Genomic DNA, 13,992 nt, shown 5'->3' with positions numbered 1-13,992 from the left:
CCGATGGGAGTGCACTATGGCCGTGAACCGCGAGCAGGCGCCGCTCAAGGTGGTGTTGACCGACATCAACACGCATGTGGTGGAGGCATGGCGGGCGGCGTTCGCCGATACCCCCGGCATCGAGATCCGCAAGGGCTCGATCCTCGACGAGAACGTCGACGCCTGGGTCACCCCGACCAACTCCCGGGGCCGGATGGACGGCGGAGTCGACGGGGTCATCAAGCGGCATCTGGGAGCAGGCATCCAGCTGCGCGTGCAGCGGGCGATCCGCGACCGGTTCGCCGGGAGCCTCCCGGTGGGAAGCGCGGTGTGCGTTCCGTCCGGGGCGGTCAACCCGAAGTTCCTGATCTCGACGCCGACGATGCAGACGTCCTCGCAGAACGTGAGCGAGACCCTGAATGTGGCTCTGGCGTGCGCCGCCGCGTTCCAGGCGATTCACCAGAAGAACCATGAGGCCCCGGGCAGCATCACGTCGGTGGCGCTGGTCGGCATGGGCGCCCAGACCGGCCGGGTGCCTGCGCGGGTGTGCGCCAATCTGATGTGGACGGGCTACACGCTGTTCAACGACCACTGCTTCGAGGACTACGACGACCTGCGCAGCACGATCGTCGCGCAGCTCGACGACATCGAGAACGCCCCCGCCGAGAAGCGCGTACGCATAGCCCCGCCCCAGCGCCCCGCCACGCGTCGCTGACCGAGCTCTCTCAGCGGCGCGAGTGTGCCGCGGCCGGCTGCTGAGCCGGCGGCTCAGTGCCCTCCCGAGGCCTGGGACCAGACGGTCGTCTCGGCCATGACGCCCGTACTGAAGCTGTTGCTGGTCGACGTCACGGTCAGAACGGCCGTGCGCCCGCCGGTTGTTCTGACGCAGATGACCGTGCCTTCCTTGACCTCGGTCATCATGTGCCCGACCCCCTGGGTGGAGACCAGGTCGGCGCATTCCTTCCGGCCGGGCTTGCCCTGACCCTTCCACTCGGCGAGGTTCGTCGGGTTGAGCGAGCTGTCGGCGCCGGCGAGCCGGGGCGGGTCGACCAGAGCCAGGCGGACGTCGCGCGCGTACTTCTCCGTCGTCGGCGGGACCGCGTCGAGCTTCGGGCCGGACTCCGCGATGCGGACGACCCCGGTCCACTGGACCGCGTCCGACGGCGCGGCGAGAACTCCCGACGGAGAGGCGGCGGGCCCGCTCTGCGCCGAGGCCGGAGCGGTAGCGAGCCCGGTGACCTGGGGCGAGGGCACGGCGCCCGGCGGGACGGCCTGGCCGCCCTGCGACGCTCCGCCCGAGTCGTCGCCGAGCCTGAGCAGGGCCAGGACGGTGCCGACGGTGAGCACCACGGCCGCGGCGCCCGTCACCATCAGCCACACCTTGCTGCGCGGCTCGGCGTAGTGGTTGACCTGGGTGTTGTGCTGGCCGGTCTGCGCGGCGGCGGGGCCGCGGAAGTCGTTCCCGGAAGTGCCGCCGTGCCCGGCCCCGGCCCCCGCCCCGGGCTCGCTCACGCCTTCCGCCCGAAGTAGTTGCGCTGCTGGTTGTGGTTCCCGGTCTGTACGGCGGTGGGGCCGTGGAAGGTGTTGCCGGACACCCCTCCGCCGCCGTCCGTACCGCGCCGGGTCTGTTCCTCGATCAGCGCCCTGACCTCGGCGGCGAACCGCGCGCGCTGCTCTTCCGGCAGGCTCTCCAGCAGGTCCGCGACGCGGGTCTCCCAGACGACCTGCTGGCGCTGCCGCTCCCGCTCGCCCGTCTCTCCGTCCGGCCCCTCGAGGGCGGCGGCCGTCCGGTCGAGCCGTTCCCGTTCGACGCGCTCGCGCCCGTCGTCCCCCAGCCCCAGCAGCCGGGCCAGCTTCCCCCGGAAGCCACCCCACGCGTCCGTACCGGCGGCCTGAACGACTGCCGCTCCCAACGCCGTTGCCAAGGCCGCCAACGACTCGCCAAGCATCTGCTTCCCCCTCCTCAACACACACGTGCGGGCATCGTACGGCGGTGCCCGCCGCGACATCCACGGATTGGGAAGGGGCGCAATGGCAGGAGCTACGCGGTCGCCCTGCGGTACCGCCAGGCCGCGACGCCCCAGCACGTACCGAACAGCAGCCAGTACGGCGACCACAGCACGAGGTCCCAGAACACCTGGTCGCGCACGAGGTCCTCGTAGGCGGGCGGTATGGCCCCCCAGCCGGCCAGCACGCGCACGTCGCCGGCGAATCCGTAGCCCACGAGACCGGCCGCGCGCGCCACCATGAACGCGCACCCCGCCCACGAGCCGGCGAGCAGCGCCGCGCGGCGGAACCTTCCGTGCGGACCGAAGCGGCCGGACAGGTGCAGCGCGGCGCCCATGCCCACCAGGGCCAGCGCCACGGACGCCCAGTGCCCGGCGACCGCGCCCGGGGTGCGGGCCAGCAGGTCGTCCAGGGCGGCCGCCGGCACCGGGGCCTGCCGGATCAGGAACTCGCCGCCCAGCGCCCAGTCGAGCTTCATCGCGCCGTAGAGGAAGGCGCAGACGAAGGCGACGCGGGCCGCGAGCGCCGCGCGGTCGGTCCGGGCGGTCACCGGCCCGCTCCGGCCGTCAGGCGGGCCGGGCCGGCGTGGGGCGCGCCCGTGCGGCTACGGGCACACGTGCGTGTCCGCAGCCAGTACGAGACGGCCACCACGGCCCACGCCAGGAGCCCGGCGCTCCCCGACACGGTCTCGTAGACGGCGCGCCAGCCGGGCCCCACCGAGCCGAAGTCCGCGCGCCAGACGGTGACCACCGCTCCCAGCGACTGCGTCACCGCCGTGAGCGTCAGGGCGGACATCAGCATCCACCGGGGAATCCGGCCTCCCCAGCGTGCGACGGTCGCCCACGCCACCAGCGCCGCCACGATGCCGAGCGAGGCGTTGCCCGCCTGCGCCAGGCCGGGGTGCTCGAACTGCGCCTGGACGGAGGCGGGAGCGGGGTGCCCGGGCATCCCGATCTGCCCGTGCGCGGCCATGTACATCTTCTCTCCCACGTACACCAGCGACCCCGCCACCGACACCCACGCGGCAAGCCGGACACGTAGCCGCGCGGGCACCGGCCGGGCCGGGCGGAGAAGCGTGCGGCGGATCAGGGCGACAACATTCATGCACTCCATGCTGTCGACCGCCGCAGCCGCCCACCTCCCGCTGCAGACCCATTCCGCTCCCCCACATGGGCGACCACTGTCTCCCTCTGAAGGCCGAGGGCCGGCCCGGTGGATTCACACGGCCCCGGGGGCGTCAGTCCTCCGCCACCAGCGCCGGCGTCGAGCGGGTCAGGATCTCGCCCCGGAAGAAGGCCGGGCTGCGGCGCTGCATCAGGAGCATCAGGACGAGGCCGAGGAGCAGCAGGCCGACGCCTATGACGAAGACCGAGCCGACGCCGGCCACCGCGCTGCCGCTGCCGTACGCCGGGTCCCACATGTCGTACAGCGTCTTGCAGAAGACGGCCGCCAGCAACACTCCGCCCATCAGCGGGAAGACGCCCTTGAAACACGCGTCCCGCACCGAATTGCGCAGCTCGTGGCGGAAGAACCACGCGCACGCGAACGCCGTGATCGAGTAGTAGAAGCAGATCATCAGCCCGAGCGCGTAGACCGTGTCGATCAGTACGTTCTCGCTGAGGAAGCTCATGACGGCGTAGAAGACGCCGGTGGCGACGCCGGCGGCGATCGTGGCGCGGCCCGGGGACTTGAAACGCGGGTGGACGCGGGCGAAGGACGGGGGCAGGGCCTGGTACGTGCTCATGGCGAGGACGGTGCGCGCGACGGGCAGGAACGTGGTCTGCAGGCTGGCGGCGGCCGAGGCCAGGACGGCGACGAAGAGCAGCACGCCGAGTGCCGTGCCGAGCACGGGGTCGGCCAGGGCGGCGAAGACGTTGCCGGCGGTGTCGGGGTTGCCGAGGCCGGTGCCCTTCTCCCCCACGCCGGAGAACATCTGCGCGGCGACGGCCGTCAGCAGGTAGGAGCCGACGAGCACGACCATGGCGACGAGCGCGGCCCGGCCGGGCGTCTTCGCGCTGCCCTCGGTCTCCTCGTTGACGGTGAGGCAGGCGTCCCAGCCCCAGTACATGAAGATCGACAGCGACAGGCCCGCCGTGAAGGCGCTGAAGGACTCGACGCCGAAGGGGTTCAGCCAGGTCCACGAGAAGTCGATCGAGCCGGGGAGGTCACCGGAGCGCGCCTTCGCGATCGCCATCGCGACGAACACGGCGAGGACGGCCAGTTGGAGGCCGACGAGCGCGTACTGCACGCCCTTGGTGGCGGTCATGCCGCGATAGCTGACGGCGGTCGCGACGGCGATGAAGGCCAGGCACGTGCCGACGTGCGCGATCCGGTTCCCGTCCAGGGCGGCGACCGCGTCGTTGCCCGTGATCTCGCCCAGCAGCAGGTAGAAGAAGGACGTCGCGACGCCCGCCAGATTGGACAGCACGATGATGGTCGCGATGACCAGGCCCCAGCCGCACATCCAGCCGATCCGGGGCCCGAAGGCCCGTACGGTCCAGGTGAAGGACGTGCCGCAGTCGGGCAGCGCGGCGTTCAGCTCGCGGTAGGCGAAGGCGACGAGCAGCATCGGGAGGAAGCCCGCGAGGAAGACGGCGGGCATCTGCACCCCGACCTGGCCGACGGTGGGGCCGAGGGTGGAGGTCAGGCAATAGACGGGCGCGACGGTGGAGATCCCGATGACGGCGCTGCCCAGCAGGCCGACGGAATTCCCGCTGAGTCCCTTGGCCCGCACATCTCCCGCGTCGCGGCCCGCGACGCTCATTACCGTGTCTCCGGCCCCTGGCCGCGCATGTAGCTGAACCATGGCGAGGACGTTAAGCGCTGCTGTTTCCGCAACCGGAGGACGAAACTCCGAAGCCCGGACCTTGAACAGACGCGCGATTCAGGGCAGTTGACCTTGCAAATAAAGGCCTTACGTGCGTTACGGTCGGTAACACCTCGGGTCGAGCACCCTCCGGGCCCGCTACGGTAACCGCAACCCCGCCCCATTTGTCCCGGTTCAAAATTTTCCCGTCCCCACCGTCTCCGTGTCCCGCCCCGACCGCAGCACCCGCCCCGGCACCGCCCCCGTCACCACGTCGTGCCGCACCGTCTCCACCCCGTTGACCCGTACGCTCACCACCCCCACCGCCCGCGCGTCGAGCCGCGCCCCGCCGCCCGGCAGGTCGCGCACCAGCGTCGCCGCCCCCGCGTCGATCCGCTGCGGGTCGAAGAGCACCAGGTCCGCGCACCAGCCCTCGGCGATCCGGCCCCGCCCCCGCAGCCCGAACAGCCGCGCCGGCTCGTCGCTCAGCATCCGCACCGCCCGCTCCAGCGGCACCAGCCCCCGCCCCCGCAGGCAGTCGCCGAGGAAGCGCGTCGTGTAGGGCGCCCCGCACATCCGGTCCAGGTGCGCCCCCGCGTCCGAGCCGCCGAGCAGCACGTCCTCGTGGTCCCAGGCTTGGCGGCGCAGCTCCCAGCTCGCGGGGTCGTTGTCCGTGGGCATCGGCCACAGGACCGTACGCAGCTCGTCGGCGACGCAGATGTTGACGAGCGCGGCGAAGGGGTCGGTGCCGCGCTCGGCGGCGATGTCGCGGACGACGCGGCCGGTGAGGCCGTCGTTCTCCTTGGCGTACGTGTCCCCGATGACGTAGCGGCCGAAGTCGGTCAGCCGCCGGAAGACGCCCGCCTCCGGGCTCGCCGCACGCCGCAGCATCCCGTCCCGTACGGCCGGGTCGCGCAGCCGGTCGATCCGCTCGGGCACCGGCAGCCCCAGGACGTCGCCCCAGCCCGGGAGGAGGTTCAGCGCGCAGAAGGTGCCCAGCGACATGTTCATGGGGGTGAGGATCGGCATGGTCAGGGCGACGATCCGGCCGCCACGCGCGCGTGCCCGCTCGCTCGCGGCGAGCTGGTGCGGCACGCGTTCGGGCACGGCGGAGTCGATGGTGAGGACGTTCCAGTTCAGCGGCCGCCGGGCGGCCTCCGTCATGCCCACCAGCAGCTCGGTCTCCGCCGCCGAGAAGCGGTCCAGGCAGCCGGCGACGATCGCCTCCAGCTGCGTGCCCTCGTGCTCCCCGACCGCGCGGGCGAGCGCGAGCAGCTCGCCGGGCAGGGCGTGCCGGGAGGCCACGGGATCGCCCGCCCCGTCGGAGTGGGTGTCCGACTGGGTGGTGGACAGCCCCCAGGCCCCGGCGTCCATGGCCTCGTGCAGCAGCGCGAGCATCCGCCGCAGCTGCGCCTCGTCGGGCGTACCGCCCACGGCGGCCGCCCCCATCGCGTACCGCCGCAGCGCGCAGTGGCCCACCATGAACCCGGCGTTGACCGCGATGCCGCCCTCCAGGGCGTCGAGGTAGTCGGCGAAGGTCGACCAGTCCCAGGGCGCACCCTGTTCGAGGGCGGACAGCGGCATGCCCTCGACCCTGCTCATCATCCGCCGCGTGTAGTCGGCGTCGGCCGGGCGGGCGGGGTCCAGCGGGGCGAGGGTGAAGCCGCAGTTGCCGCCGACGACGGTGGTGACGCCGTGCCCCATGGACGGGGTGGCGTAGGGATCCCAGAAGAGCTGCGCGTCGTAGTGCGTGTGCGGGTCGACGAAGCCCGGGGCGAGGACGAGCCCGTCCGCGTCCTCCTCGGTGCGCGCCCGCTCCCCGAGCCGCCCGCCCGCCTTCACGGCGGCCCTGCCGTGCCGGCCGCGCTGGATCACCGCGATCCGGCCGTCCCGTATGCCGACGTCGGCGACGTAGGAGGCCCCTCCGGTGCCGTCGACGACGGTCGCGCGGCGGTAGAGGTGGTCCAGCACGGTCGGGTCCTCTCACTCGTCCTCGTCGGGGCCTTCGTCCTCGCCGGGCCTTCGTCCTCGCCGGGGGCCTTCGTCCTCGCCGGGGCCGGGGCGGCGGCCCGGGAGGCGCCGCCCCGGTGCGCGGGGGCGCGGCGCTCAGGCCGTGGCGGCGGCCTGGCGGAAGCGCGTCGTGCGGTGGACCGGATCGGTGTCGATCTTCGGGACGACGTGCTCGCCGATGAGCCGGATGGTCCGCATCGTGTCCTCGTACGGCACGCCCACCGGCAGCCCGAAGGAGAGCTGGTCGGCGCCCGCCTGCTCCCAGCGCTTGCACTGGCGGAACACCTCGTCCGGGTCGCCGCAGATCATCAGCTCCTCGGCGATGAGCAGCTCGATGATCTCCTCGGTGTACTCGGGCAGCAGCTCGGGCCACTCGGGGATGCCCTCGGGGCGCGGGAAGGTGTCGTGGTAGCGGAAGAGCAGCGACTGCAGGTAGTGGAGGCCGCCGCCCGCCGCGATCCGCACCGCCTCCTGGTGGGTCTCGGCGCAGATGGCGGTGGTGGTCACCATGACGTTGTCGTTGACGTAGTCGCCCACGGCCTCGGCCTCTTGGACGGCCGTGCGGTAGGAGTCGACGACCCACTCCATGTCGGAGACCTTCTGCACGCTGAAGCCCAGCACGCCCAGCCCCTTGCGCGCCGCCATCGCGTACGAGGAGGGCGAGCCCGCGGCGTACCACATGGCGGGGTGGGAGGGGCCGTACGGCTTGGGCAGGATCCGGCGCGGCGGCAGTGACCAGTGCCGGCCCGCGAAGCCCTCGTACTCCCCCTCCCGCCACATCTTCGGGAACTCGGCGATCGTCTCCTCCCAGATCTCCTTCGTGGCGTCCATGTCGGTGACGCCCGGGAGGAAGCCCAGGATCTCGTGGCTGCCCGCGCCCCGGCCGGTGCCGAACTCGAACCGCCCGCCGGAGAGGTGGTCGAGCATGGCGGCCTTCTCGGCGACCTTGGCGGGGTGGTTGACCTGCGGCAGCGGGTTGAAGATGCCCGAGCCGAGGTGGATGCGCTCGGTGGCGTGGGCGAGGTAGCCGAGGAAGACGTCGTTGGCGGACAGGTGGGAGTACTCGTCGAGGAAGTGGTGCTCGGAGGCCCAGGCGTACTTGAAGCCCGACTTGTCCGCCTGAATGACGTATTCGGCCTCTTCCATCAACGCGTGGTGCTCGGCTTGCGGATCGGCCCGCGAGCGGCTCGCCGGTACGTAGCCCTGCACGAAGATCCCGAATTCCACGGTGGCCACCGCCCGTCTTCCGAGGTTTCTGACGTACCGTCAGATCAAGTAGGTGCGACTGTGGCACCGCACGCGGGGAGCGTCAAGAGGCCGCAAGGGCCCCGACGGAATCCCTGGGGGCGCCCTGGGGTCACCCCGGGGCCCGGGAGGCCGCAGAGGGCCCGTCTCCCCTCACCCTCCCGCCCACAGCCCCTCCGGCGTGAGCCCCAGCAGCTCGATGGCGTTGCCGCGCACCACGCGCTCGGTCACGTCGGGCGCCAGGTGAGCCATCTGCTCCTCGGCCACCTGCCGCGACCTGGGCCAGGTGGAGTCGGAGTGCGGGTAGTCGGTCTCGTAGAGGACGTTCCCGGCGCCGATGGCGTCGAGGTTGCGCAGGCCGAAGGCGTCATCGAAGAAGCAGCCGTACACGTGCTCCGCGAACGCCTCCGACGGCGGCCGCAGCACCTTGTCCGCGATGCCACCCCAGCCGCGGTTGTCCTCCCACACCACGTCCGCCCGCTCCAGGAGGTACGGGATCCACCCGATCTGCCCCTCCGCGTACATGACGCGCAGGCCCGGGAAGCGGTCGAACGTGCCCGACATCAGCCAGTCCGCGAGCGAGAAGCAGCAGTTGGCGAAGGTGAGCGCGGAGCCGACGGCGGGCGGGGCGTCCTCCGAGGTGGAGGGCATGTGCGAGGAGGAGCCGATGTGCATGGCCACGACCGTCCCGGTCTCCGCGCAGGCGCGCAGGAAGGGGTCCCAGTCGCCGGAATGGACGGACGGCAGGCCCAGGCGGGGCGGGATCTCGGAGAAGCACACCGCGCGCACGCCCCGTCCGGCGTTGCGCCGCACCTCCTCGGCGGCCAGGCGCGCGTCCCACAGGGGCACGATCGTGAGCGGGACCAGCCGGCCGCCGGCCGCCGGGCCGCACCACTCCTCGACCATCCAGTCGTTGTACGCCCGCACGCACAGCAGCGCCAGCTCGCGGTCGGCGGCCTCGGTGAAGGTCTGGCCGCAGAAGCGCGGGAACGTCGGGAAGCACAGGGCCGACTGGACGTGATTGAGGTCCATGTCGGCCAGTCGCTCGGGAACGCTGTACGAACCCGGCCGCATCTGTTCGTAGGTGATCCCCTCGAGCCGGATCTCATCCCTGGAGTATCCGACGGCGGTATCCAGCCGTGTGAGAGGACGGAACAAATCCTCATAGACCCACCAGTCCGCGACGGGCCCTTCGTCCCCCGGCGCGCCCATGACGGGCGCGAAGCGCCCACCGGTGAACGTCATCTCCTTCACCGGGGCCCTTACGATCCGCGGCCCGACGTCGTGGAATTTCGACGGAAGCCGGTTCCGCCAGACGTCGGAGGGCTCGACCGTGTGGTCGTCCACCGAAATTATCGCGGGGAAGCTCGCCATGGCCGACACGTTAGCGCCGATCTGACGGTTCGTCAGTAAATCGCGGGGAAGGCCCTTGGCAGGCGGAGGCGAGAGGCCGGACCCCTGCTGACGCAGAGGGCCTGAACAAGGCAGACTGGCCGGTGCGACCGAGCAGGACAGGCAGGGGGTCACGATGGCCGGTGATACAGGGCACGGGCTGCAGCTGCGTTTCGCTGTGCTCGGGCCTGTTCGCGCCTGGCGGGGAGAGGAACCGCTCAACACCGGGTCTCCGCAGCAGCGGGCCCTGCTCGCCGCCCTGCTGCTGCGCGGCGGGCGGACCGCCACCGCGCCCGAGCTCGTCGACGCCCTGTGGGGCGGCGAGCCGCCGCACGCGGCCCTGGCCGCGCTGCGCACGTACGCCTCACGGCTGCGCAAGGCGTTCGGGCCGGACGCGGACGCGCTGGTGAGCGAGGCGGGCGGCTACGCGATACGGGTCCCGGTGGACGGGCTCGACATCGACGTGGCCGAGCGGCTGGCGGCGGAGGCCGACAAGGCCCGCGGCAGCGGGGACCGCTCCCGGGCCCGCGAGCTGATGAACGACGCCCTGGAACTGTGGGACGGCGAACCGCTGGCGGGCCTGTCCGGGCCGTACGCCGACACGCAGCGGGCACGGCTGGAGGAGTGGCGGCTGAGCCTGCTGGAGACCCGGCTGGACGTCGATCTGGAGGTCGGCGGACACGCGGAGGCCGTCTCGGAGCTGACGGCCCTGACAGCCGCGCATCCGTTGCGCGAGCGGCTGCGGGAGCTGCTGATGCTCGCGCTCTACCGCAGCGGCCGCCAGGCCGAGGCCCTGGCCGTCTACGCCGACACCCGGCGCCTGCTGGCCGACGAACTGGGCGTCGACCCCTGCCCCGAGCTGTCGGAACTGCAGCAGCGCATCCTCAACGCCGACGCCGACCTCACCGTCCACTTCACCCCCGCCGACCGCGTCTCGGCAGGCCCCACCTTCATCCGGCCCGCCCAGCTCCCGGCGACCGTCTCGGACTTCACCGGCCGCGCCGCCTTCGTCGACGAGCTCAGCGAGCAACTGGCGACGGCCGAGGGCCGCATCATGGCGGTCTCCGCCGTCGCGGGGATCGGCGGCGTCGGCAAGACCACCCTCGCCGTGCACGTCGCGCACGCCGCGCGCAACCGCTTCCCCGACGGCCAGCTCTACGTGGACCTGCAGGGCGCCGGGCCCGTCGTCGCCGAGCCCGAGGCCGTCCTCGGCTCCTTCCTCCGCGCCCTCGGCATCCCGGACTCCGCCATTCCGGACGGCGTCGAGGAGCGCGCCGCCCTCTTCCGCTCCACCCTCGACGGCCGCCGCGTGCTCACCCTGCTCGACAACGCCCGCGACGCGGCCCAGGTCCGCCCCCTGCTGCCCGGCAACGAAGGCTGCGCGGCCCTGGTCACCAGCCGCAACCGCATGGTCGACCTCGCCGGCGCCCACCTCGTCGACCTCGACGTGATGAGCCCGGAGGAGGCGCTCGTCCTCTTCACCCGCATCGTCGGCGCCGAGCGCGTGGGCGCCGAACGCGACGCCGCCATGGACGTCGTCGCCGCCTGCGGCTTCCTGCCGCTCGCCATCCGCATCGCCGCCTCCCGGCTGGCCGCCCGCCGCACCTGGACCGTCTCGGTGCTGGCCCGCAAGCTCGGAGACGAACGCCGCCGCCTGGACGAACTGCGGGCCGGCGACCTGGCCGTGAAGGCCACCTTCGAGCTGGGCTACGGGCAGCTCGAACCCGGCCAGGCCCGCGCCTTCCGCCTGCTGGGACTGGCCGACGGCCCGGACATCTCGCTCGCCGCCGCGGCCGCCGCGCTCGACCTGAACCTCGAGGACACCGAGGAGCTGCTCGAGTCGCTCGTCGACACCTCGCTCCTGGAATCCGCCGCCCCGGGCCGGTACCGCTTCCACGACCTCGTACGCCTCTACGCGCGTGCATGCGCCGAACGCGACGAGCAGCCGCCCGCCGAACGCGACGCCGCCATGTCCCGCCTGCTGGACTTCTACCTCGCCACCGCCGCCGGCGTGTACGTCATGGAACGGCCCGGCGACCAGCTGCTCGCCCACCTGACGCCCACCACCCACCCCGGCCTCACCTTCACCGACCGCAGCGCGGCCGGTGACTGGCTCTACGCGGAGGCCGGGTGCCTGCTGGCCTGCGTGCGCCAGCACGCGGGCGCCGGCGGCGACACCCTGCGGCGCGCGGTCGACCTGCTGCTGGCGTCCAAGGACCTCGCCGAGTCCGGTGCCGACGCCCGCCAGTACGAGCTGGCCGCCACCGCCCTCCTGGCCGCCACCCAGGCGGCCGGCGACGCCCGCGCCGAGGGCCGCGCTCGCACGGTCCTGACCCACGTCTACAACTGGTCGGACCGCTTCGCCCTGGCCGACGAGCACGGCCGCCACGCGGTGCGCCTCGGGCGCGCCACCGGCGACCCCATCGCCTGCTGCTACGGCTCCAACAACCGTGCCATCGCCGCCATCTACCAGCAGCGCCACGAGGACGCCGAGGCCTTCGTCAAGCAGGCGCTGAGCTACTTCCGCGCCGACGGCAACCGCCCGGGCGAGGCGAGCACCCTGAGCAACCTCTCCCGGGTGCACCTGGGCATGGGACAGGTCCAGTCCGCCGTACGCCTCGCCGAGCAGGCGCTGGCCATCTACCGCGAGATCAACGTCTCCTGGCGCCTCGCCAACGGCCTGTACGCGTACGCGCTCGCCCTCACCAAGGCCGGCCGGTTCGACGACGCGCTCAAGCGGCTCAACGAAGCCCTGCCGATCTTCCGTGACAACCGGCAGCGGCTGTGGGAGGGCATGACCGTCTTCCGCATGGCCGAGCTCCACTTCGCCGCCCGCCGGCCCGCCCAGGCCGCCGCCCACGCCGAGCAGGCGCTCGCGCAGCTGCGCGGCATCGGCGGCGCCAGGCGGCGCGGGAACGTCCTGACCGTACTGGGCCGCTCCCTGGAGGCCCTGGGCCAGCCGGGCCGGGCCCAGGCCTGCTGGACGGAGGCGCTGGCCATCTTCGAGCAGCTGGGCTCGTCGGAGGCGATGGAGGTCCGCAGCCTGCTGACGCCGGTCGCGGCCGCGTAGCGCGGAGCAAGTCGGCGGCCGGCTTCAGGCCGGCTTCACTGCGAGTTTCTTCGCTTTCGAGGGGGCTCGGCATGCCCTGGCGCGGCCCGGTCGGCCCGGTCGGCCCAGTACATCGACCCCGCCCGAGGCCCCGCACAATGGCCCGGAAAAACGCTGTCACGTGCCCGTTCATCGATCGTTTATCGCGACGCGTCACTCTAGGAGATGTCGATCCGTCGCGTCGGGGGGCAGGCGGGTCGTAGGTGAGGCCTCACCTCCAGGGTGAACAGCCCTGATGTGCCCGTCCGGCGGTCCTCGGGGGAGTCGCCGGGCGGGTTCTGCAGTCCCCATCGAACCTTACGACTCGCACTGACCACCTGGAGAAGACGATGAGCGACGAGCGCCAGCTCAAGCCGGTCGAGGCAATACCGCAGGACGACCACCCGACGGGGACCGAACCGCTGGTCGCGGTGCAGGCACGGCCGGGGGACGACCACCCGACGGGGACCGAACCGTTCGTCCTGATGGACGACCACCCCACGAGCCCTCCGCCGCTCCGCCTGCTGGACGACCACCCGACCACCGAGAAGCCGTTCTGACGTACGGCTTCACGCCCACGGCTTTCCGACCCACGGCGTGAGCCGGGGAGCTTCCGCCACACATCGGCCGGAAGCTCCCGGGCCCACCGGGTCCCCTGGGGGCAACGGGGGAAATCAGGGGACGGGGTACGGAGACGGGGGCACGGGGGACACGGGGGCACGGGGGATCTAGAGCCACGGGGGATACGGGGGATCTAGGTCACGGGGGGATACGGGGGAACAGGGAAAACGGGGGGAACACCGGGGGGCGGTCCAACGGGGGAACGGGGGACCAGGTCCAACGGGAGTAACGGGGGAAACGGGGGCAGGGCAAGGCCCAACGGGGGGAAACACCGGGCCGAGCCCGACGGAGGAAAACGGCCCAACGGGGGAAAACGGGGGGCCAGGCTCAACGGGGACACGGGGGAACGGGTCCAACGGGGGACGGGGGTCCAACGGGGGGAACGGGGGAATCGGGGGAACGGGGGTTGAGCAACGGGGGATCGACAGGGGCCGGCGTCGACGGCGGGGAGGGGGAGCCGTCGATGCCGGCCCCTGCGTGCTGTCCCAGGCGGAGTCGCGCCCCACCGCGGCACCCGCCGGCGGAGCACCACGGACCACCAAGGACCGACCCAACCCACGCATCACAACCCCCGAACAGAGGAGTAGCGATGAACCGCACCACCACGATCGCCTCGACGGCCCGCAGCCGGAGGGCGCTCGCGATACTCGGCGTCGCCGCGGCCGCGGCGATCATCGGCGCCGTCCCGGCGGTGGCCGACGACGACCACCCGGCGAGCGAGACCGCCACCGTGCAGGCCCAGAAGGTCTTCGACGACCACCCCGCCGGTGGCGGTGACGACCACCCTGACGCCGTCACGAACGTCGGCTAGTACGTCCGCATCGCTGACGACCGACAGGCCGGA

The 13,992-nt window shown here is 72.5% G+C and carries 12 protein-coding genes; 4 read left to right on the top strand and 8 right to left on the bottom strand.

Going from position 1 to position 13,992, the window contains the following annotated elements; translation table 11 throughout:
* Positions 1–16: 16 nt before the first annotated feature.
* Entirely contained in the window at positions 17–694 is a 678-nt protein-coding gene (locus IE295_RS30865) for a macro domain-containing protein (RefSeq protein WP_190067091.1), read from the top strand.
* A gap of 53 nt (positions 695–747) precedes the next feature.
* Here IE295_RS30865 and IE295_RS30860 read toward each other — a convergent pair whose 3' ends face one another.
* The 8 genes from IE295_RS30860 to IE295_RS30825 all read right to left on the bottom strand — a co-directional run bounded on the left by IE295_RS30860 (position 748) and on the right by IE295_RS30825 (position 9,421).
* Complete coding sequence (locus IE295_RS30860; protein ID WP_190067090.1) at positions 748–1,491, bottom strand: hypothetical protein; 744 nt, start codon at positions 1,489–1,491, stop codon at positions 748–750.
* Entirely contained in the window at positions 1,488–1,928 is a 441-nt protein-coding gene (locus IE295_RS30855; protein WP_224323500.1) for a hypothetical protein, read from the bottom strand. Before IE295_RS30855 ends, IE295_RS30860 begins: the two co-directional genes overlap by 4 nt.
* Positions 1,929–2,020: 92 nt before the next feature.
* Entirely contained in the window at positions 2,021–2,536 is a 516-nt protein-coding gene (locus IE295_RS30850; protein ID WP_190067088.1) for a DUF3995 domain-containing protein, read from the bottom strand.
* Positions 2,533–3,090, bottom strand: coding sequence for a hypothetical protein (locus IE295_RS30845; RefSeq protein WP_190067087.1), 558 nt, complete (start codon positions 3,088–3,090; stop codon positions 2,533–2,535). Before IE295_RS30845 ends, IE295_RS30850 begins: the two co-directional genes overlap by 4 nt.
* Before the next feature lie 133 nt (positions 3,091–3,223).
* A complete protein-coding gene (locus IE295_RS30840) occupies positions 3,224–4,792 on the bottom strand; it encodes an APC family permease (RefSeq protein WP_190067086.1) in 1,569 nt (522 codons plus the stop codon).
* Between the two features lie 195 nt (positions 4,793–4,987).
* Entirely contained in the window at positions 4,988–6,763 is a 1,776-nt protein-coding gene (locus IE295_RS30835; protein ID WP_190067085.1) for an N-acyl-D-amino-acid deacylase family protein, read from the bottom strand.
* Between the two features lie 135 nt (positions 6,764–6,898).
* A complete protein-coding gene (locus IE295_RS30830) occupies positions 6,899–8,029 on the bottom strand; it encodes an LLM class flavin-dependent oxidoreductase (protein ID WP_190067084.1) in 1,131 nt (376 codons plus the stop codon).
* A 171-nt stretch (positions 8,030–8,200) separates the two neighbouring features.
* Entirely contained in the window at positions 8,201–9,421 is a 1,221-nt protein-coding gene (locus IE295_RS30825; protein WP_190067083.1) for an amidohydrolase family protein, read from the bottom strand.
* A gap of 154 nt (positions 9,422–9,575) precedes the next feature.
* On the opposite strand from IE295_RS30825, the gene afsR reads away from it, so the two are divergent.
* The 3 genes from afsR (at position 9,576) to IE295_RS30810 (ending at position 13,959) form a co-directional block, all read left to right on the top strand.
* Positions 9,576–12,509, top strand: a complete 2,934-nt coding sequence (afsR, locus tag IE295_RS30820) for an SARP-family global regulator AfsR (RefSeq protein ID WP_190067082.1) — start codon at positions 9,576–9,578, stop codon at positions 12,507–12,509.
* A 368-nt stretch (positions 12,510–12,877) separates the two neighbouring features.
* Positions 12,878–13,087, top strand: a complete 210-nt coding sequence (locus IE295_RS30815; RefSeq protein WP_190067081.1) for a hypothetical protein — start codon at positions 12,878–12,880, stop codon at positions 13,085–13,087.
* Positions 13,088–13,737: 650 nt separating this feature from the next.
* Entirely contained in the window at positions 13,738–13,959 is a 222-nt protein-coding gene (locus IE295_RS30810) for a hypothetical protein (protein ID WP_190067080.1), read from the top strand.
* The last annotated feature ends 33 nt before the right edge of the window (positions 13,960–13,992 follow it).

The sequence above is a fragment of the Streptomyces griseocarneus genome (assembly GCF_014655595.1).
In the GTDB taxonomy this organism is placed as follows: Bacteria; Actinomycetota; Actinomycetes; order Streptomycetales; family Streptomycetaceae; genus Streptomyces; species Streptomyces griseocarneus.
Note: the sequence above shows the minus strand (reverse complement) of the source record. Positions and strands in the feature narration are given on the sequence as shown.

Coding starts and splice junctions, on each gene's coding strand:
- IE295_RS30865 (WP_190067091.1), top strand. CDS start 17: ATGGCCGTGAACCGCGAGCAGGCGCCGCTCAAGGTGGTGTTGACCGAC.
- IE295_RS30855 (WP_224323500.1), bottom strand. CDS start 1,928: ATGCTTGGCGAGTCGTTGGCGGCCTTGGCAACGGCGTTGGGAGCGGCA.
- IE295_RS30845 (WP_190067087.1), bottom strand. CDS start 3,090: ATGAATGTTGTCGCCCTGATCCGCCGCACGCTTCTCCGCCCGGCCCGG.
- IE295_RS30840 (WP_190067086.1), bottom strand. CDS start 4,792: ATGGTTCAGCTACATGCGCGGCCAGGGGCCGGAGACACGGTAATGAGC.
- IE295_RS30825 (WP_190067083.1), bottom strand. CDS start 9,421: ATGGCGAGCTTCCCCGCGATAATTTCGGTGGACGACCACACGGTCGAG.
- afsR (WP_190067082.1), top strand. CDS start 9,576: ATGGCCGGTGATACAGGGCACGGGCTGCAGCTGCGTTTCGCTGTGCTC.
- IE295_RS30815 (WP_190067081.1), top strand. CDS start 12,878: ATGAGCGACGAGCGCCAGCTCAAGCCGGTCGAGGCAATACCGCAGGAC.
- IE295_RS30810 (WP_190067080.1), top strand. CDS start 13,738: ATGAACCGCACCACCACGATCGCCTCGACGGCCCGCAGCCGGAGGGCG.